General features: G+C 37.0%; 25 protein-coding genes, 1 tRNA gene, 2 pseudogenes and 1 riboswitch. Of the genes and pseudogenes, 10 read left to right on the plus strand and 18 right to left on the minus strand.

Annotated elements, in window-relative coordinates:
- Positions 1 to 7: 7 nt before the first annotated feature.
- The 6 genes from NSQ49_RS05300 to NSQ49_RS05325 form a co-directional block, all read right to left on the minus strand.
- Entirely contained in the window at positions 8 to 1,309 is a 1,302-nt protein-coding gene (locus NSQ49_RS05300; RefSeq protein ID WP_251283096.1) for a PBSX family phage terminase large subunit, read from the minus strand.
- A complete protein-coding gene (gene terS, locus NSQ49_RS05305; protein WP_251263788.1) occupies positions 1,290 to 2,030 on the minus strand; it encodes a phage terminase small subunit in 741 nt (246 codons plus the stop codon). The genes NSQ49_RS05300 and terS overlap by 20 nt, the downstream gene beginning before the upstream one ends.
- Positions 2,031 to 2,104: 74 nt before the next feature.
- Positions 2,105 to 2,317: a hypothetical protein gene (locus tag NSQ49_RS05310; protein WP_251263787.1), complete on the minus strand. Its 213-nt coding sequence runs from the start codon at positions 2,315 to 2,317 to the stop codon at positions 2,105 to 2,107.
- Positions 2,318 to 2,452: 135 nt separating this feature from the next.
- Positions 2,453 to 2,920 carry a LuxR C-terminal-related transcriptional regulator gene (locus NSQ49_RS05315; protein WP_251283095.1) on the minus strand — a complete coding sequence of 156 codons (468 nt, stop codon included), beginning with the start codon at positions 2,918 to 2,920 and terminating at the stop codon, positions 2,453 to 2,455.
- 344 nt (positions 2,921 to 3,264) lie between these two features.
- Positions 3,265 to 3,447 carry a DUF3954 domain-containing protein gene (locus NSQ49_RS05320; protein ID WP_251283094.1) on the minus strand — a complete coding sequence of 61 codons (183 nt, stop codon included), beginning with the start codon at positions 3,445 to 3,447 and terminating at the stop codon, positions 3,265 to 3,267.
- Positions 3,448 to 3,511: 64 nt separating this feature from the next.
- Positions 3,512 to 3,691, minus strand: a complete 180-nt coding sequence (locus NSQ49_RS05325; RefSeq protein WP_251283093.1) for a hypothetical protein — start codon at positions 3,689 to 3,691, stop codon at positions 3,512 to 3,514.
- 505 nt (positions 3,692 to 4,196) lie between these two features.
- On the opposite strand from NSQ49_RS05325, the gene NSQ49_RS05330 reads away from it, so the two are divergent.
- Together NSQ49_RS05330 and NSQ49_RS05335 are read left to right on the plus strand one after the other, a co-directional pair.
- On the plus strand, positions 4,197 to 4,355 hold the full coding sequence (locus NSQ49_RS05330) for an aspartyl-phosphate phosphatase Spo0E family protein (RefSeq protein ID WP_285868714.1): 159 nt from the start codon (positions 4,197 to 4,199) through the stop codon (positions 4,353 to 4,355).
- A 174-nt stretch (positions 4,356 to 4,529) separates the two neighbouring features.
- On the plus strand, positions 4,530 to 5,009 hold the full coding sequence (locus NSQ49_RS05335) for a hypothetical protein (RefSeq protein ID WP_251283092.1): 480 nt from the start codon (positions 4,530 to 4,532) through the stop codon (positions 5,007 to 5,009).
- Between the two features lie 278 nt (positions 5,010 to 5,287).
- Here the strand turns inward: NSQ49_RS05335 and NSQ49_RS05340 are convergent, their stop codons facing one another.
- On the minus strand, positions 5,288 to 5,554 hold the full coding sequence (locus NSQ49_RS05340) for a hypothetical protein (protein WP_251283091.1): 267 nt from the start codon (positions 5,552 to 5,554) through the stop codon (positions 5,288 to 5,290).
- A gap of 96 nt (positions 5,555 to 5,650) precedes the next feature.
- Positions 5,651 to 5,733: riboswitch (cyclic di-GMP riboswitch) on the plus strand.
- A gap of 71 nt (positions 5,734 to 5,804) precedes the next feature.
- On the opposite strand from NSQ49_RS05340, the gene NSQ49_RS05345 reads away from it, so the two are divergent.
- Complete coding sequence (locus NSQ49_RS05345) at positions 5,805 to 6,164, plus strand: response regulator (protein WP_251283090.1); 360 nt, start codon at positions 5,805 to 5,807, stop codon at positions 6,162 to 6,164.
- A gap of 35 nt (positions 6,165 to 6,199) precedes the next feature.
- On the opposite strand, the gene NSQ49_RS05350 is transcribed toward NSQ49_RS05345, so the two are convergent.
- The 10 genes from NSQ49_RS05350 to NSQ49_RS05395 all read right to left on the minus strand — a co-directional run bounded on the left by NSQ49_RS05350 (position 6,200) and on the right by NSQ49_RS05395 (position 12,120).
- Entirely contained in the window at positions 6,200 to 6,391 is a 192-nt protein-coding gene (locus NSQ49_RS05350; RefSeq protein WP_251283089.1) for a hypothetical protein, read from the minus strand.
- Between the two features lie 77 nt (positions 6,392 to 6,468).
- Positions 6,469 to 6,663 carry a hypothetical protein gene (locus tag NSQ49_RS05355; protein WP_251283088.1) on the minus strand — a complete coding sequence of 65 codons (195 nt, stop codon included), beginning with the start codon at positions 6,661 to 6,663 and terminating at the stop codon, positions 6,469 to 6,471.
- A gap of 4 nt (positions 6,664 to 6,667) precedes the next feature.
- On the minus strand, positions 6,668 to 7,624 hold the full coding sequence (locus NSQ49_RS05360) for an HTH domain-containing protein (protein WP_341070503.1): 957 nt from the start codon (positions 7,622 to 7,624) through the stop codon (positions 6,668 to 6,670).
- 288 nt (positions 7,625 to 7,912) lie between these two features.
- Entirely contained in the window at positions 7,913 to 8,842 is a 930-nt protein-coding gene (locus tag NSQ49_RS05365; RefSeq protein WP_251283086.1) for a recombinase RecT, read from the minus strand.
- Positions 8,842 to 9,753, minus strand: coding sequence for a YqaJ viral recombinase family protein (locus tag NSQ49_RS05370; RefSeq protein ID WP_396398263.1), 912 nt, complete (start codon positions 9,751 to 9,753; stop codon positions 8,842 to 8,844). Before NSQ49_RS05370 ends, NSQ49_RS05365 begins: the two co-directional genes overlap by 1 nt.
- 133 nt (positions 9,754 to 9,886) lie before the next feature.
- Positions 9,887 to 10,108, minus strand: coding sequence for a YqaI family protein (locus NSQ49_RS05375; protein ID WP_309246163.1), 222 nt, complete (start codon positions 10,106 to 10,108; stop codon positions 9,887 to 9,889).
- A 372-nt stretch (positions 10,109 to 10,480) separates the two neighbouring features.
- Positions 10,481 to 10,744 (minus strand): helix-turn-helix domain-containing protein, encoded by a 264-nt coding sequence (locus NSQ49_RS05380; RefSeq protein ID WP_009330644.1) that lies wholly within the window; start codon positions 10,742 to 10,744, stop codon positions 10,481 to 10,483.
- Positions 10,745 to 10,887: 143 nt separating this feature from the next.
- Complete coding sequence (locus tag NSQ49_RS05385; RefSeq protein WP_251283084.1) at positions 10,888 to 11,589, minus strand: ORF6N domain-containing protein; 702 nt, start codon at positions 11,587 to 11,589, stop codon at positions 10,888 to 10,890.
- On the minus strand, positions 11,590 to 11,778 hold the full coding sequence (locus NSQ49_RS05390) for a helix-turn-helix domain-containing protein (RefSeq protein ID WP_251283172.1): 189 nt from the start codon (positions 11,776 to 11,778) through the stop codon (positions 11,590 to 11,592).
- An 84-nt stretch (positions 11,779 to 11,862) separates the two neighbouring features.
- Entirely contained in the window at positions 11,863 to 12,120 is a 258-nt protein-coding gene (locus NSQ49_RS05395; protein WP_251283083.1) for a helix-turn-helix domain-containing protein, read from the minus strand.
- 170 nt (positions 12,121 to 12,290) lie between these two features.
- Between NSQ49_RS05395 and NSQ49_RS05400 the strand changes: the two genes are divergently transcribed.
- The 6 genes and pseudogenes from NSQ49_RS05400 (at position 12,291) to NSQ49_RS05425 (ending at position 16,179) form a co-directional block, all read left to right on the plus strand.
- Complete coding sequence (locus NSQ49_RS05400) at positions 12,291 to 12,734, plus strand: helix-turn-helix domain-containing protein (RefSeq protein ID WP_285868705.1); 444 nt, start codon at positions 12,291 to 12,293, stop codon at positions 12,732 to 12,734.
- Positions 12,735 to 12,739: 5 nt separating this feature from the next.
- Positions 12,740 to 13,174, plus strand: a complete 435-nt coding sequence (locus tag NSQ49_RS05405; RefSeq protein ID WP_251283082.1) for an ImmA/IrrE family metallo-endopeptidase — start codon at positions 12,740 to 12,742, stop codon at positions 13,172 to 13,174.
- A gap of 131 nt (positions 13,175 to 13,305) precedes the next feature.
- A complete protein-coding gene (locus NSQ49_RS05410; RefSeq protein ID WP_251283081.1) occupies positions 13,306 to 14,028 on the plus strand; it encodes an SHOCT domain-containing protein in 723 nt (240 codons plus the stop codon).
- Between the two features lie 4 nt (positions 14,029 to 14,032).
- Positions 14,033 to 14,142, plus strand: a pseudogene (locus NSQ49_RS05415) (excalibur calcium-binding domain-containing protein); the annotation flags it as partial.
- Positions 14,143 to 14,760: 618 nt separating this feature from the next.
- Positions 14,761 to 14,886: pseudogene (locus tag NSQ49_RS26715) on the plus strand (excalibur calcium-binding domain-containing protein); the annotation flags it as partial.
- 93 nt (positions 14,887 to 14,979) lie between these two features.
- Positions 14,980 to 16,179: a tyrosine-type recombinase/integrase gene (locus NSQ49_RS05425; protein WP_251283079.1), complete on the plus strand. Its 1,200-nt coding sequence runs from the start codon at positions 14,980 to 14,982 to the stop codon at positions 16,177 to 16,179.
- A 98-nt stretch (positions 16,180 to 16,277) separates the two neighbouring features.
- Here the strand turns inward: NSQ49_RS05425 and NSQ49_RS05430 are convergent.
- A tRNA-Val gene (locus NSQ49_RS05430) sits at positions 16,278 to 16,350 on the minus strand.
- A gap of 246 nt (positions 16,351 to 16,596) precedes the next feature.
- Here NSQ49_RS05430 and NSQ49_RS05435 point away from each other — a divergent pair.
- Positions 16,597 to 17,361 (plus strand): SurA N-terminal domain-containing protein, encoded by a 765-nt coding sequence (locus NSQ49_RS05435; RefSeq protein WP_159869621.1) that lies wholly within the window; start codon positions 16,597 to 16,599, stop codon positions 17,359 to 17,361.
- Positions 17,362 to 17,461: the final 100 nt, after the last annotated feature.

Raw genomic sequence — 17,461 nt, forward strand, 5'->3', positions numbered from 1 at the left:
CACCGCCTTAATATTTCAAACCAAGCTTCCTCAAATTATCCTGAACATAATATTGGAACGCATCGACAGTGTGATCATCAATCTTTATGACCTTAGGATCATCGCTCTGTAAAGTATCAGCATCCCATTGATATTTTTTATGTTCTGTCAGGAAAATCTCATTGGCTGCTGTTTTAAGCACAAAAAAACGCCCTTGAGCTAATAAGTCCTGGACGTTGTCGATCATATCTATTTTCTTTTTCTTAGCAACCGGATGAAGCCGGATTCCATAGTCTTTAAAGAATTGGTTCCGCAAAGCCCCTTCTGCAGAATCTATGGTCTGCTTGTCAAAGTGTCGATTATAGGTTTGCTGGATTTTATCCATCCATTCTTTTAAATCCTTTGAGAGCTCGCTGGGAGCCTTTTTAACCACTTTATTTTCCGGGCTATAATAAAAGGTATCAAGTAGAATTACATTCCTCTTTTTCGTCAATCCCAAGGCCAGGAAGGTTGTTGCTGAAACCTGGTGCCCAGTATCAATGGCTATATCGATAATTATTAAATCATCGTCTTTAGGAAGCTCCTCAATTTCATGGAAGTGGTCCATATTGTACACCATGTCGCCAAGGCCAATAACCTCACCAGCATACATCCACCGCCAGTAGTCCTCATCATTTTCCTTGTACTTCTCAATTTTCCTGATCATCTGCTCTGAGAGAAATCCCTTTTTATCATCCAAGTAGGTAGAATGATGAATGAAATAATCATCATCTCCTGACTTACTATCCAACCACTCATTGATCCAGCTGTATGGATTTCTGGGAGGATTGTAGGAGAAGTAGACCTTAACCTCTTTTCCTTCAATCTCCTGCCGGATAAAAGTATCCTCAACGATATCAATATCTTCGACGCCAGCAAATTCAGCAGCTTCCTCAAACCACAGTGCCATGACATAGCCTTTTGCAATTTTGGCTGACTTAATCTTCATTGGATCATCGACGCCATAAAAATAAAAGGCAGTATTCGTGGCCTTATGACGAATTATGAGGGGAGACTTTCCGAAATAAAACTCATCCTCTACCCCCAGCATGTATATGGCCCATTTAATTTGCTCGTATATAGAAGTGGAAAGATATTTTCCTACTTTCCTTAGACAAACGACATTGCCCAGGTCATCTTCCAAAAAATCGACCACAAGCTTTAGACTAATGACTGAGGACTTCATGGATGAACGTCCGCCTTTAGCTACTATATGAGACTGCTCAGCAAGCCAAAGGGAATAGAAATTGACGTTCATCAAGTCCATGACGTTAATTGTTTTGACTGTCATTTTCTAACGCCTTCCTCATTGCTTCCTTGTCATTAACGATTACAACCTTGCTAGCATCTCCGCCCTCTTGTTTGATTTCTGCTTTAGTTTTCTCAATATTAGCCCGCATCAGTTCAAGTTTCAGCCTGCGCTCATCATCGATATGGGCCATCTCATCAAATTGCTTAATAAGGGAACGCAGCTCCCCCATTGCCCTGGATTGTGCATTTAAATAGTTTGCATGCTTATCCCAAGCAAATTGATACTCCCACTCTCTTTCCTCAGCAGAATCTGAGTCTTTTTTCTTTTTTAAAACCTTTGTAATATCGTCTTTGTTTTCAACAAACATGATTCTCTGTGCTCGAATAATTGCAGCATACTGAATCTCTATCTGGTCCCATAGAAGATCAGTTGGAGAACGTTCATTCAAACTCTCTATTATCTCTAATGTGTCTCTTGGCAAGAACTTTGAGAATAAGCCATGCTTCTCTGCAACCTTGTTCCGTTTTGTAAATAGATTCTGAGGGTTAGGATTTCCACTTCTTTTCCTTGGAGCATCCTCGTTTTTTAGGGTTGCAACCTTTTTACTTTTGGTTGCACCCTTTTTAAGAGATCCTCTTGACCATCCTTCACGGCTTTTCCTGCTCTTTAATGTGCCGATTTTAACATCGTGTTTCTCAGCAAGTGCCTTTAATGTGATCTTAGAGGTCTCATATTCTTTTCTAATTTCATCCCATTTCATTACATGGCACCTACCTCCTGTCTAATTTTTTTCAAAAGAAAAAGCACCCAGAAGGATGCTTCTATCCACCACGATTACCAGCCACTAGCTGCAGAGGCTCTTGCAGGTTTTGCAAAGCTTATTCTTGTCACAAGGTTCATGTTGATTGCAGTCTCTGCTTTACTATCAATGTACCAACCAGAATGACTGGTTAACTTGTTAAGCAATTGTTCTGCAGATTCCCCTTCTATTTCTAAAGTTTTAGAATTCTCATGGTCGAAGCTAAATCTTACTTTGAATTTTTGCATCTTTAACACCCCCCCTTTACATCACTATTCGACTAAAGGAGATATTTCCCTCCAAAAATAAACCGCAAGGTGGGACTCAACGAACAAAAATAGAGGAAGCAGCTTGTTACCTGCCTCCCCGTCCTGCCTTCAATTTTAGCAAGCAGATTTATGTTTTAGCAACTTCGTATCATTTGTACCATTTTTAACATTTGGAACACATTCACTCATTTTCTTAACAATAGAATCTTTAATACGTCCGATGTGGGTATGTGACAGCCCCATATGCATAGCAATCCAACGAAAACTTTTCCCCTCAAGCAGCCAATGTAGAACCTCAATTTCTCTTTCATCTGTTATAAGATGCATCCGATCCTGAATAACTGAAATTTTAGCCTCGTACTTCTGAATAATTGAGTATCTTCTCTCCCTGCGTACACACTCTCTATACACAGGATCACTTGTTATGCCTTTAGCTTTCGGCATCCCAGCCTCATCTCCATATTGAGCTGTGAGCTCTTCCCCTGCATCTTTTATTGAGTCCCTGAGTATCTTTATAGAGTTCATCATCCAATGATAATCCTTAAGAATGGATTCAATTTGTTTGCTGGCAGCTTCTTTCATTAAAAACACTCCTTTGGATATAATAAAAATGGACACCAAACAACGCTTAATTCGCCATTCAGTGCCCCTGGTTGTTCCAGTAGACTTATTTTGTTTTTTTATGTATTTTTTATTGAGCAATTAAAAATAATAAATCTAATAAATACAAAGGAGATGAACAGCTATGACATACCACAAAATGATTCGAAGTGTCCTTGGTGTTGATGTACGCCCCCGTTCCAGCAATGAACTAGATAAGACTTTCACACACGATCCCTTTGCAAACCCAATAATACATAAACAAATAAACGGTACTGAAATTGTGCCAATTAATCTTAGTAAGTTATGGGGTAAATAAATTGTACCTATAACTTAATCGAATAATTCAATTCATAGTGTGAAGGCTTCCCTGCTTGCCAGGAAATTACTTGTTTTCCGAAACCCTTCGTTGGGGTATCGACTAATACAAGATGGCCATCTTTTACGATATACACTGCATCTTTCATTAAATCGATTTCAGTTGTCATTTTTTCTATATTGGTTTTCACCAGGAACCCCTCCCATGTTATAATTTGCTTAGGTAGGTCAGGAGGAGTCCTGGCTTTTTTTTGTTTACAAATCATTTTTTATTTTTTTCAGGTATCCCGGAATGATTGTCTTATTTCCACAGTTATTGCAATATACTCCTTCAACCCCTTTGATAAAGTAAGTTTCCATGATGTATTGCGGGATTGGCCGAGGCAAACCACATTCAGAACAAAACAATAAATACCTTGTTTTTTTCTCGGTCATACCTCTTCCCCCTTTTAAAAAATACTGAGATAACTTCTTAGTAATATAGTTCGGGAAGTACTAGCCATTCCCTGTTGGAAAGAACGTAAATTAAAACCTTCTATCTTTTGTTTCATTCTTTTTTGTCGTGACATAAAATGGATTGTATATATAAAGTAATAGTGATATTCTGAATTGACATAGTGTTTTTCCTATGTAAAGGAGCGAATACACTATGCTTAGTAAGGCAGAACGGTTACAAATTATTAGAGAACTTGGTCGTTTACAAACTGATTATAATAACTGTATCGATGACCAAGTACGAAAAAATATTCATCAAGACATTCTTCTACTCTTAAATGCACTATCAATTACTGCTATTATATAGCAGTTTTTTTACGCATTAAGTTGGGCTACCAAAACCCAATATTTATCGTTTATTTACAAATTTTGTCGAAATCATTTAATATTTTTCCTTTATCTGCAATAATGGTTCCTGGACTTTTTCATTTAAAGGAGCAAAAGAATGTGTAATTTCTGTAAAGAGCTTAGCAATAAAATTCAATTTTTTAGAAAAGCACTCATTGACACTGGAATGAAAAAAGGATTTAAACATCCTGAAACTATAAAACGCAGTCAGCTGTTAGACAAATTAATTTTTAGTTTTCAGTCCAAATGTAAGTAGTTGTTTTTTCTCTTTAACCATAAAAGCATTTTCCTCCCCCCTTTCTTTAGGGGGGTTTTTGTTCGTAAAATACGTTTCCTGCAATTAATCTTCGGACCCTCTTTATATAAATACCTTTAGAATATTAATTCCCGTTTTTAAACAAACTATATAAAAAGATAAAGGAATGATAAAATGCGTCTAGGCTCGATTAAAGTTTCCCTGTTTTTAATTTCTTGGCTATCTTTTATTTTTCTTCCTAACAAGAAGGAATTGTTTGTTAAATACCTACCTGTTTGGCTATTTTCTTCTTTGACCTTAGCGTGTGAAATGTTTTATTTTACCATACATAAGTTATGGATACTAAAAGGCGGGCAAAAAAGTCAGACAAGCACAGCATTCTTACTTTTATTTGGACCCTACACAGTTTTGACGATTTGGGTTCTGTATTTATCGAAAGGGAAATTTTATTTATACGCTTTTATCAATTTAGTTGCCGATTTAATTTATGCTTTCCCAATGGTAGCACTATTAAAAAAGCTAAATGTTTTTCATATCAAGGTAAAATCCATTAATTTCTTTCTTTTAATCTTTGCAGATGCATTACTTAACTTTGGATTCCAAAAAGTTATTGAAAAAATATACCCAAAAACAAATAACTTATCTAATACCTAGGTAATAACCCTAGCTATTTTAATTACCTTTTTCCCAAACCTTAAATTCTGCACATCTTATGTCCAGAATATATAAAACAAACTTTCAGAAGGAGTAAGGCCAATCTCTTATTATCCAGAGATCGCCAGGTGATACAATGCTCAAGTTTATTGATGAATACACTTTAAAAAATGTTTATTTTGCAACAATTGGAATTCCATGTATTTTGGCAGCTATTTGGCTTTTAGCAACTGCTTGGACGTTTAGAGCCGAGAAAAAAGGTAAATGAAATAGAATACTTATTTGGCTTCATTCCAACTTCCGTTTTTCACCCATCGCACGATTTTTGCTACAAAGGTATTAAATCCACCAAATATACCCTTTTCATTAACATGAAGTGCATATCCTGAGAAGTCAGGACCCTCATATAAGTATGCACCCTTGTAATTTTTATGTTTACGGATCAGTAGCCGTTCCCTCCCTCTGTTAAACTCCAACTCTTCGCCTTGTTTTAGTTCAGCTATCTGATCTTCAATTGCGAAGGAAAACAAGTCTAACTGCTTCATTCCCTCACCACCAACGAAATTCATAATCCATAATGCGCGAAATTATCAATTTTTTGTCACATTTTGTCGTTTTCTACTATATTCACTGTGTTAATATACCTATATTGGCAAATTTTACGAAAGTAAAAGACGCAAAGCCACGGGCCTAAGACAAAAGCTAAGGCAGCCGGGTTCCCGAGATTTATCAATCTCGTAAATCTCTTATAACTCCTTTCATAAATTTGCCAAATTATAAAAAAGGGAGTTTGATATGATTAATAACGTACTAATTGCTGATGATTCTATGTTTATGAGACAAATACTTAAAAGAACCTTGTCTGAAGGTAATTATCAAGTAATTGCTGAAGCCTCTGATGGTTGCGAAGCTATATCACTTTTCAAGAAGTCTTCCCCGGATATCGTATTACTAGACTTAACAATGTCATGTAAAGATGGAATGGCTGTTTTAAAAGAGATCAAGGACCTTGATCCAAATGCAAAAGTTGTTATATGTTCCGCAATGGGACAATCTAAATTAATTTTGGAAGCTTTAAATTATGGTGCTAAAGATTTTATTGTAAAACCTTACTTTAATGAATTAATCCCCGCATTAAATAAGCTTGTCAGCTAAACAACCTCTTTATAGAGGTCTATTTTTGAGGAAAATTAGCAGACAAGCTCAGGTTCGCCGCTTTTATTTTCATATGGCGTTGTGCTTTTCCGAATAGCATTTAACGCAGGGACCTTCAACGTAAAAATAATTTGGCTTTCCACAAATATTGCAAGTCTTGGAGTAAGTATTCCAACGTTTGTTGCAGTCCCTGCACTCAAGTAATAAGAGGTTTTGTCGATGGCCAATCACAGTCCCCTTGGACAAACATATTGGGCACCGGGTAACCGGCTTAACATTAGTTACGCTCATGTTTATTCTCCTTTCAAAACCAGGTGTTTTCAGTAGCCTCTGCGTCAATATCACGAAAAGACGCAAGGACAAGTTCATATTTCAATTCCTCGTAATCACAATCATGGATACTCTTTCCTGATTGAGCTTTAGAGATATTCAAATCTGCTAATTTCCTTATGAGGATATTCCTTTTCTGCTGCATAACGGATTCATAAAGGATCCCCATAGTATCAACTCCCCGACCTTAAAAGTTTTAACTTTTCCTTCAAATCTGCTTTCTTTTTAGCAAGGTCCTGCTGCTCATTCTTAATAAGTTTAGGCTTTTCCTGTTGCTCATCTTGTTCAAACCAATCTGGGAGCATCTCAGTACGTATTGGATTAGACCGAATACCCTTGGATCTATAAGAATTACTGCTCTTAAAAGGCTTAACATTTTTAGCTACCTCTTTTGCCTGCTCTCTTGCTACCAAGGCTTCATAATGATCCATGATGTACTTTTCACAGTAACCAAATGCTTTAATAGCCCCATTTGGCTGACGTTTATTATATTCTGCAAAACACTGTTCAAGCAATTTGACTGTTTGTGGCAACGGCATACCACGGGCGACAATCCGGGCGATTGCTTCATAATCTTTTGTTGTTGGGTAAACAGAACGTCCTTCTTGTATCGTTCGTAACTCTATGAATCTTTCAGCAATAATATCTACAGGGTCATTTTCTTTAGTAATAGTAATAGTAGTATTATTTATCTTTGTAATATCTTTATTAGAGTGGACACTTTTGTCCATATGACAGGACATTTCTGTCCACTCTAGACTAGACGTTTTTGTCCGCTCTCTTTCAGACTGGACATTTTTGTCCACTCTCTCTTTGCTGTATTTTTTGGAGTTTTTCACAGTTATAATATATCCATAAGGTGCTCTAGTGATCTTTATGTAACCATGTGTTTCCAGGTCATCCAGCCACCTTTGAACAGTTCTTTCGCTAACTCCAAAAGGTTCCGCCAACTCTGAGCGTTTCAATGGCTTATTTCCTAACACGATGCCCCAGGTTACCCCATCTCGTTCAATTTCTTTTGTAGTGGAGCTGACGCACCAGAGAAAAAGCCACAATGCTGATCCAATTTTTTTGTAATGTTTCGGCTCTAATAATCCTGAATAGGTTGGAAATGGATAACTTTCGGGCACCGTATCACCTACTTCCTATGGACATTTTTATGACATGGCACGCATATCAGATTCCCCGATAGTTTCACATTTGAATATAAAATACTTGGAAAATACATCTCCATTTGGAATACGAATGGTCTTAACAAACATGTGATTCACTCCCTCTCACATACAGCAAATCCTTTTTTAACCCCTTTTACTTTGTAATTTGGATACCTTCGCATATACTCTAAAACAAGCATTTTCAAGTGTTCTTTATCTTTAGCCTCCTCCCAAATCCATGCTGGAAGGAGAACATTTGTTTCGTTACTCTGCATCTTCAAAATCTATGTCCAATGATTCCTGTGCAGAAATCTTCTTTTTTGTCTTTTTCTTCTTTTGATCCACATCAATAATTTCTGGTTCGGCAGCTGATTCTTTATCTTCTTGGCTTGGTGGATCAAAATGGATGGACTCTTCATATTCATTAGCATCATCCGTAATATCTTTTACCTCACGCCACTGCTCGTCTTCTGAGAATGCTTTTTGCATATCGATGGACAAGATACCCCATTTGCCTAACATGTTCCTAAGAACTGTTTTCATTGCCATGGCATCGTAATCAGAACGCCAAACATTATTAAGAGATTTCTTGTCTTTTGCCTTGTTGTGCTTAATCCTGTGTGCCTCTACTTCGTCCCGGGTCCAATAAACTGTTTTTTCAAAGCCATTGACCAACTTAAAGTAGCCACAGTAACCGATAACCTTATCACTTTTCTTGGCGTCCAAATCAAGGTCAATTTCCTCCGTTAGACGATTCCACTTTAGGAGTTCTCCTTCATATACCGGTATTACATTTATAGCCTTGTACTGGCCACTTCTTAGTGCCAGCTGAATGTATCCTTTGTATCCCAGCTGGAACTGTGCTGCCTTATACCCCTTTTTAGAATCATAAAAAGCAACAATCCAGGCGTAACCTAAGTTTTTATCAACTGGTAAATCGAGAGATGCAGCAACCATTGCACTGGACACTATGGACATAGGCTCAGCTTCTCTTAGGCCAGGATCTCCGTTATACAAATTAAGAACGGAAGCCATAAATTGCGGAGCTTTATTGGCCAAAACCTGCTCAAATTTCTTTTGCATTGTTGGCGTATTTAGTAGACTTTTAAGTCCAAGTGATTGAGCTGATACTTGCTTTGCTGCTGTCTCCTGCCTATTAGCTAATTGATTTTTCAATTCGGAATTGGTCGCCATCAATTAATCTCCTTTACAGCAAATTTTCGGAAAGAGGATTCTTTCAAAACTTTTTTGTAAATGTCCGGAAACTTCTCTTTCAGGGCTTTCGAATCCACACTTTTTCTATTCTGATTTTTCCAAGTGACTATAAATTGATCTGTAATACCTGTTTCAGCATCCTTCAATACTTCTTTTAATTTGTTTTCAATTTCAGTTTTAGCTGATTTAATCAGCTTTTCATCGGATTTCACTTTCTCATATTGAACCAGCAAATCTTTATAATCAGATGGAAGGACAATTTCTTTATCCTTCTCAGCACGATCGTACTTCTCTTTCAAATACTTCTCAGCTGCGCTTGATCCGTCTATCGCTGGAGCATGCCCTTGAAGAATGTGATATTCCCAAAAGTGCTTTTCAGCGTTAAATATCATATCGATAAGCTCCTGGTCTCGCTTTACTTCCTTCCAGATGAACTTGTTGCCACCGATAAGAACAGCGATATAACCCTTTTCCTTTTCAGTCACTCCTAGATAATGCTGGAGCTGCACAAGGTAGCTTGCCGGAACTTCTTCGCCTTCCCACTCTTTAGCGAGATACGCACTGGCTGCCTTGCATTCCAAAACCGCTGATTCTCCAACAACTAAACGGTCAACGTTTGCTTTAATAAATGGATACTTGGAATGGCTGTACATGAAATTTGTTCGGCGTACCTTTTTACCTGTACGCTTTTCAAACTCCTTGGCAACCACATTTTCCATTTGATTTCCCCAGTAAATTGCTTCATTATCAGTTTCCAGTGGTTCGACTTGGCCTGTTTTTTCAAGCCAAAGTTCAAAAGGTGTACAAAATTTATTAACTCCAAGAATGATTCCAGCGTCACTCCCGCCGATTCCTTTAGCCCGTTCTTGCAACCATTCGTACCGGCTCATATCCTTTGTAGGAACTGCATTGTTTAACGCCAATTCTAGTCCCCCCTTTACCGTCAAGAGCCTATATGCTAAAATGACGGTACAAAATAATTAGCCAATCATTACGGACTCCTGCGCCAACAGGAGTCATTTTTTATGCTGTTCTAAATTCAAATTCCATTACTTCTGTTAAGAACCGATCCAAGTTGTCCTTCAAAATGATTTCACCATCATATTCAACAATGTCATCACCAAAAAGAATTTCATCACCAAAATAATCTAGCCCCACGTGTTCAGGTTGTTCAACCATATTCGGGTATCCAGACCTCTCTATTTGGTCAATCATAGGATGATTCATTTTTATCCTCCTCTCTATGTATTAGGTGCTTTATTCACACCGCGATAAGCCGAAACGTAGATGATGGGGGAATGGTAGATATTTGTTCCGACTTATCGCGGCAGGAACAAAGATTCTTGCCGCCCTATTCTAGTGGTGGTAGAATAAGCATATCGATATTTAGTGGCAGTGAGCTGTGGTGAGCTTACTGCTTTTCTTTTTGATTTGAAGTAAAATCTCCAATTAAAATTCCCATGATAAAAATAAAGTAGGTTCCAAAAATCATAGCTAGGACATAGCCCAAGTCCACTTAAGAACCCTCCTTTGAAGTACGGATTCTAACTGCCCAATCAATCTTTACTCCTTGGCTCTTTAATTTCTTAATCAATTGTTCCAGCTTCTCTTTTCTGGTTAGAACCATTGGATTATTCCTCCTATCAACGGCATTAACTGCTGCAATATCATCACTGGATCTACCCCTGTCACAATGGCACATGCCACATCTTTAGCTGAGGTAACATCTGCCCACTTGATTAAAGTAGCGACATCTAATGTTTTTTTATCTGTTTCAAATTTTGAAATACAACTCCGTGAACGATGAAGCTTCTCTGCGATTTCCTCCTGTGTAAGACCTGCTCGCTCCCGGCATGCTTTCAATACTGCGCCGAAAGTCAATCCTTCTTCCCCCCCTTCTATGTTCCAATTTGGAAAGGTTCCAGTATGGAACCGACAAATTAATAGATTGCTATTAAAATTAATAGATGAAAGGAAGTGCACCGAATCTTTTAGAGCCTGGCAGCTACGTTCGGTGCCTTCGCTCACGAAACTTTTCTAGGAAACCAGTTTTCTATGTAGCTGAGGGCTGATTGAAGCTCCTTTCTCTTAATGTCTTTGTAGCTTGCTACACCAAAACGGTCCTTTAATTCTCGATGTAGTTCCCTAAATAGCTTTGAACGGAATTCTGGATTACTTTCCAGCTCATAAACCTTTTGAGCGATTCCTTTCTGCACACGTCGTTGTTCGCCACTGGATAGAGTGATATGCTCTTCGACTTTATGATCAATCTCATAGACTAACTTTCTGATTTTATGTTGTTCAGCTTTAATGGTTTGAGTATCCTCCATAAGATCTGCAGTTGTTCTCAGCACCGTTACCAGAGCCTGATCTTTTGATAGAGGAACCATGTCTTCTTTAATCGTGTAGTATTCATCGACCAGCCTTTCATATGCATCCCATGCTTGCTCAGTATTTAGTGATTTAGCGTGAAGCCAAGCTCCCTTTTCAGTCCAAAGATAAAGGATAGAAGCAAACTTAAGGCTATCGCCAAATTGACGTGACCCTTTGAATTCACGTAACTCTTCTCCCGATAATGCAAAATAATGTTTGCCTTGAACATACCGGTCAGAATTTCTTTGAAAGTTACGGTTAATAATTTTTGCTTCTGTACCAAAAGCTTCTGCAAGCTGTGTGGTAGTTAATACTCGCTTACCTCTCTGGCAAATAGGCTGTAATTGTTTCATTTACATCGCCTCCAGACTTTTTTGTTCTTGGTCACGCATCCAGGCATTGATCGATTCCAAAGAAAAGAAAATTCTTCGTCTAACTCTGAAATGTGGGATTTGCTTTTCACGGACCATGGTATAAATCGTGTCAGGATGGACACCAATATAATCAGCAACTTCTTGAGCTGTAAGTGTACTTCGTTGCACTTTGAAATGGTCCTGAGCTATTAGTTTTTTTAAATTCATATCTTGCACCTCCATAAGTGAAATTGTCAGTCTGGCTTGCTTTCATTAGGCTGTGCACCCCTTATTACCTTTTGGTAATTCGTGTGTATAAGAAAATACTTCTTCAAAGCTTAACTCCTGAAAGTTCTTTAAAACACCAGCAATAAACTTACTTCCAGGATTTCTTTTACCATTTAAGACACGATTAACAGTACTATGAGCTACACCAATAGTTTCTGCAAATTTGCTTTCGGACATATTTTTTTCATGTAAATACTTTTTTAAGAATTCGGTTCTCACAATAATATCTGTAGAATCAGTCACGTTCTCACCTCTTTTCCTCCAAATTTATTACCTTATGGTAATAAAATAACACCAAATTTACCAAAAGGCAATACTTTTTATCATATTTTCTCGAACTTTATTGCCTTTTGGTAATAACACACTCTAAAATAATATTATCGATGGCTATTAATCTTGAATGGATGATTCTTATGACTGAATTTGGAACACATATAAAGAAAATTAGAGAATCAAAAAACTTAACCTTAAATCAGGTTGCTCTTTACTCTGAGATCAGCGCAGCTCAATTATCGAGAATAGAGACAGGAAAAAGAGGCGTGCCAAAGCCGACGACTATAAAGAAAATTGCAGAAGCTCTAAAGACGGATTACGATCAATTAATGAAAGTAGCAGGTTACTTGGAAGAAACATCAACAAAAAGTACATCTTCCACAAAAGACGAAAAAGACATCGCAAAAAGAATGGAAAAAATTCGTCAAGACCTTTCTGAAGATGATGGCTACATGTTAATGGGGGAACCAATTAGCGAGGAAGCAAAAGAAGCTATCATGGATGCTATGGAATATGCAATAAGACAAGCTACCAGAATCAACAAAAAGTATATTCCAAAAAAATATCGAGGTAATCAGGACTGATATAGATGAAGGATTTTATTGTTGATGAAGTTCAAAAATTAATTAAGAAATTCAAGACAAGAGATCCTTTTCTAATTGCTGAGAGTCTTGGTGTCCATGTTGTTCCATGGGATTTTACGGATGAAGTTCAGGGGATGTACAAATATGAGAGAAGAAATAAGTTTATTTTCATAAATAACAACTTGGGCAAAGTCCGTAATTTTGTCATGGGGCATGAATTAGGCCATGCGATTCTCCACCCCAAACATAATACTTCATTTCTTAAGAAGAATACTTTCTTTCCAGAAAGCAAATACGAAAGACAGGCTAGTCAATTTGCGGTAGAGTTGTTACTTCCAGATGAGAGTCTAAGAGATTATGAAAATTCGGATCTTTCCATATATGAAATTGCTGAAATACATGGAGTGCCAAGAGAACTTGCTCATCTGAAAAAATTTTGACCAGTGAATAGGCATAATTACATAAAACAAAGTGATCACGCCGAGTATTATAGCGTGTTTTTATTTCGTAGATAACTGGGTTTTTAACCCATAAATACATAATTTATATAAAAGGAGTGTATTAAAGGAAAATGAGCTTTTTTAAGAAGTTATTAGGCCAAGAAGATTTACCCCCAGAAGAAAAAGCAAGGGTACTTGCTGAAAAAGAAGAAAAGCGAAGGCAGAAAGAAGCTGCATCACAAGTGTCCCAAAGACAAAAACAAGAAAAACAAGCTGCAGAAATGCAGTTAATGGAAAAGTATTTTGGCAAAAGTTCCGGAATGTTTAATAAAATGAATTTTTCTGTTTATAAGCTAGCAATATATTACTTTGAAAATAATATTAAACGTACTAGTGAGGAAGTATTAGCAGCTATTCCAGCCGAGTATGATAAAACGAAAAAGCGTGAAATTAAAGGAATGTTAATTGCTACCAGTGAACGACTTGTTTTTGTTACAAGCGGCATTGGTCATGGGGAGTTTTCTGAAGTGTTGGAGTATCACAAAATGAATGGAATTTCTTTAGCAGCTGATGGTTTTACGCAGAAAGAATTACTTATTGATTATGGACGTTCCAGAAAAGTATTTGATGATATCGTAAATGATGATAAATTTAAAAATTTTATTAATATTGTTAGAAATAAGATAAATGAAGCAAAAAGAAAACCTGCACCGAAAAAGGCAAAAACTAAGCCATCAGCTCCTCCACAAATAAGTAAATATGAACAATTAGCACAAATCGCAAAACTTCGTGACCAAGGAGTATTAACCGAAGAAGAATTTCAAAGAGAAAAAGAAAAGATACTGAATTCATAGGAGAGAAAATTGCACAGAATTAAGAAAAGTATATCCGAATGGGGTGCCAACGATCATCCAGCATATGCATCTAAACATGATCGTGACAAAGATAACTGGGCATGTGAAAGATAATTTAACAAAAAAATACACATTGGAGTGAACTAGATGACCGCTATATTTTTAATTGGTTTCTTAATATTTTTATTTTCTTTGATTTACTTAGCTTTTCATTTTATTCGAAAACTCAAGGATCGAAGTCGAAAACTTTCTAAAAAGATTTTTTATCCATCACTAATTGGAGGATTACTCTTATTCATAATCGGTGGGTCCTATATGGACACAGGAGTGCAGGTGCAATTAGATGAAGCAATAGAAGATAATAAAAAATTAACCGCAGAGAACAAAAAACTAAAAGCTGAGATTAAGGATCTTCAAGGAAATATTAAAGAATTAACAACAGCAAACGAAAAATTAGAAAATGATTTTAAAGAAGTCTCGACTAAAGTAGAAGCTGCCGAAAAGGCTGAAAAAGAATTAACTAACCAAAAATCTGTATTCGAAAAAGAAAAAGAGGATCTTAATAATCAAATAACGGATTTAGAGGCAAAAAACAAGTCACTAAATAATGAAATTAGTAGCTTGAAATCACAACTCGCAAGTAAAAACACAACAACTACAGCAGCAAGTTCAAATTCGTCCAGTTCATCAAATAACACTGCTTCTTCTTCAAATAATTCAAGTCAATCTAGTGGAAGTGAAAACTTTGCAAACTGCACCGAGCTCAGAAATGTCTATCCGAACGGAGTTCCTGCTGGGCACGCAGCTTACCAATCTAAGATGGATAGAGATAAGGACGGATATGCATGTGAAAGATAAGAAAAGGCCCTATTGGGCTTTTCTTTTCAACTTAAAACAGAACATACATTCCCTTTCGGAAATCTTGATGAATTTAATAAGGAGGAAAAAATAATGGGAAGCGTTCAAAAACGAGGAGCAAACTCTTTTATGCTTGTTGTAGAGATCGGATATGATTCAAAAGGCAAAAGAAAGAAAAAAACCAAAACTATTCGAATTAAGGATCAGTCTTTATTAAAAACAAAAAAGAAATTAAATGACTACTTGCAGTCAGAGTTAGTTAAGTTCCAAATGGAAATTGAGTCAGGCGAGTACATTTCTCCTGAAAAAATGATTCTTGCAGAGTTCGTAAAAGACTGGCAGAAAAAATACGCCGAAAAAGGCGGTCTAAGTGAACAAACATTGGATGTGTACCTCACCCACTTTAAAAACCACATCCTCCCTACTCTTGGCAATATGCGACTAGATCAGATAAAGCCGATTCATATCGTAAACTTTTTATCTCAATTAAAAAAAGTAGATGGCAGTCCTATGGCTGTCTCCACTGCTCAATATGTATATCGTGTCCTCAGAAACATTCTACAGCGAGCTGCAGATTGGAAGATTATAAAATATAACCCTGCAGCAGATGTCAGCAAACCTAGCCTACGAGGTATTTTAGAGAAAGAAATCAACGTATATGATGAAAATGAAGTAGCCATATTGTTTGATGCCGTTCAGGAAGAACCGATACATTGGCGTGTATTTACTTCTCTTGCTCTTGCTGCTGGATTAAGACGTGGAGAATTATTAGGGCTGGAATGGTCTCATATTGACTTGGAGAAAGGTATTGTTCAAATTAAACAGGTTATAACACGTGGTACAGGCGGAAGACCGATTTTAAAAGGTCCAAAATCAAGGAATTCAATAAGGGTTATTTCTTTGCCGCCACTGATGGTCGAGGAGCTTAAAAAATACCATATTCACTGGAAAAAAGAAAAAATGCGGATGAGAGATTTGTGGATTGAGTATGAGCATGAATTTGTCTTTTGCAATGAAAACGGAAAACACTATTATCCCACTACCCCTACTACCTGGTGGAGACGATTTACCAACAGGGCTGGAGTCCGATTTATCCGGTTACATGATCTGCGACATACTTCAGCAACTCTACTAATAAATCAGGGTGTTCACGCAAAAATAATTTCAGAGAGACTGGGTCATTCAAATATCCGTATAACCATGGATACATACGGTCATGCTTTACAAACTGCAGATCAGGAAGCAGCTAACAAATTAGACTCACTTTTTACACGGCAAAAAAATAGCATTTAAAAATTTCGTCAACAATTCGTCAACAATTGGGGTTTACTCTATATTTTTAAGAATATAGAAAAAGCCTAGAACCGTTGAGGCTCTAGGCTTTTAACTGATGATTCCGACTGGGTTCGAACCAGCGACCTCTACCCTGTCAAGGTAGCGCTCTCCCAGCTGAGCTACGGAATCGTTATGAATATTCCCCTTTACTTGGGACAATATAAAATATACTTCTTTTTATTCTAAAAGTCAATACCTATATTTCATCCAGAAACTATCAGGTTAGTAACTTTATAACCAGATTACATTCCCTTTACAAATTCAGCATTTGTACCTTTTAGGTATCTTTTTAAGATTATATGCTTTATAATGCCCTCTATATGATTCTTTTCTTAGTTGAATCAATCTATGCAGGGTTACGGAAGGAGAATTTGAATGAAGAAGCTAATGTACCCCTTTTTACTAGTATTAATATCTGCCGTTTTAGCTGCTTGTGGAGCTGATGACGAAAGCAAGAAGGCAGATAAAAAAGAAGAAGCAAAAACAGCTGAAACCGATCAGCAGGACCAGCAAAAGCAAATGGAAGAAATGCAAAAGAAAATGGATAAGCAAAAGCTTGATGAAAACAAGACAGTTGCCATTGTGAATGACCAGAAAATTCTTGGACGCGAGTATAACAGCGTGCTTACATCATCACAAATGATGTATCAGCAAATGGGACAAGATCCTACTAGCAAAGATGCTGCAGAAGAAATTAAGAAACAGACACTTGACAGTCTAGTGGGACAGACCCTGCTTCTACAGGAGGCTGATAAAAAAGGCTATAAAGCTTCAGATGAAGAAATTAAGAAAAAGCTAGAAGAAACAAAAGGGCAATTCAAAGATGACAAGGAATTTGAAACAGCAATGAAACAGGCTGGCCTTAATCCCGATTCATTAGAGACGGAAATTTCCAATAATATTAAATATACAAAATACATCGAAGGCGAGATTAAGCCAGAGAAAGTTACAGATGCTGAAATTCAGAAGTTCTATGAAGAATATGCCAGCCAGGGTGGTGCTGAAGGTCAGGAGCCCCCTAAATTGGAAGAAGTAAAGCCGCAGATCAAACAGAATCTCGAACAGCAAAAACAGCAGGAAATGCTCGTTAAGCATGTAGAAGAGTTGAAGAAAAATGCAAAAATTGATATTAAGGTATAAATATATTTAAACAGCTCCCTATATCGGGAGCTGTTTTTCTATGCAAATGGCACTTAATGGATGTAATCTTCCCCTTGAGGAATTATTTAAATGCTGTAAT

The organism is Cytobacillus sp. FSL R5-0377, from assembly GCF_038004385.1.
GTDB lineage: Bacteria > Bacillota > Bacilli > Bacillales > Cytobacillaceae > Cytobacillus.

Bases quoted from the DNA above. Each gene is read 5' to 3' on its own strand.
- NSQ49_RS05355 (WP_251283088.1), bottom strand. From the start codon at position 6,663: ATGGGGATCCTTTATGAATCCGTTATGCAGCAGAAAAGGAATATCCTC.
- NSQ49_RS05330 (WP_285868714.1), top strand. From the start codon at position 4,197: ATGTGTAATTTCTGTAAAGAGCTTAGCAATAAAATTCAATTTTTTAGA.
- NSQ49_RS05325 (WP_251283093.1), bottom strand. From the start codon at position 3,691: ATGACCGAGAAAAAAACAAGGTATTTATTGTTTTGTTCTGAATGTGGT.
- NSQ49_RS05400 (WP_285868705.1), top strand. From the start codon at position 12,291: ATGACTGAATTTGGAACACATATAAAGAAAATTAGAGAATCAAAAAAC.
- NSQ49_RS05385 (WP_251283084.1), bottom strand. From the start codon at position 11,589: ATGAAACAATTACAGCCTATTTGCCAGAGAGGTAAGCGAGTATTAACT.
- NSQ49_RS05410 (WP_251283081.1), top strand. From the start codon at position 13,306: ATGAGCTTTTTTAAGAAGTTATTAGGCCAAGAAGATTTACCCCCAGAA.
- NSQ49_RS05345 (WP_251283090.1), top strand. From the start codon at position 5,805: ATGATTAATAACGTACTAATTGCTGATGATTCTATGTTTATGAGACAA.
- NSQ49_RS05335 (WP_251283092.1), top strand. From the start codon at position 4,530: ATGCGTCTAGGCTCGATTAAAGTTTCCCTGTTTTTAATTTCTTGGCTA.
- NSQ49_RS05435 (WP_159869621.1), top strand. From the start codon at position 16,597: ATGAAGAAGCTAATGTACCCCTTTTTACTAGTATTAATATCTGCCGTT.
- NSQ49_RS05340 (WP_251283091.1), bottom strand. From the start codon at position 5,554: ATGAAGCAGTTAGACTTGTTTTCCTTCGCAATTGAAGATCAGATAGCT.
- NSQ49_RS05300 (WP_251283096.1), bottom strand. From the start codon at position 1,309: ATGACAGTCAAAACAATTAACGTCATGGACTTGATGAACGTCAATTTC.
- NSQ49_RS05315 (WP_251283095.1), bottom strand. From the start codon at position 2,920: ATGAAAGAAGCTGCCAGCAAACAAATTGAATCCATTCTTAAGGATTAT.
- NSQ49_RS05405 (WP_251283082.1), top strand. From the start codon at position 12,740: ATGAAGGATTTTATTGTTGATGAAGTTCAAAAATTAATTAAGAAATTC.
- terS (WP_251263788.1), bottom strand. From the start codon at position 2,030: ATGAAATGGGATGAAATTAGAAAAGAATATGAGACCTCTAAGATCACA.
- NSQ49_RS05370 (WP_396398263.1), bottom strand. From the start codon at position 9,753: ATGAGCCGGTACGAATGGTTGCAAGAACGGGCTAAAGGAATCGGCGGG.
- NSQ49_RS05310 (WP_251263787.1), bottom strand. From the start codon at position 2,317: ATGCAAAAATTCAAAGTAAGATTTAGCTTCGACCATGAGAATTCTAAA.
- NSQ49_RS05365 (WP_251283086.1), bottom strand. From the start codon at position 8,842: ATGGCGACCAATTCCGAATTGAAAAATCAATTAGCTAATAGGCAGGAG.
- NSQ49_RS05425 (WP_251283079.1), top strand. From the start codon at position 14,980: ATGGGAAGCGTTCAAAAACGAGGAGCAAACTCTTTTATGCTTGTTGTA.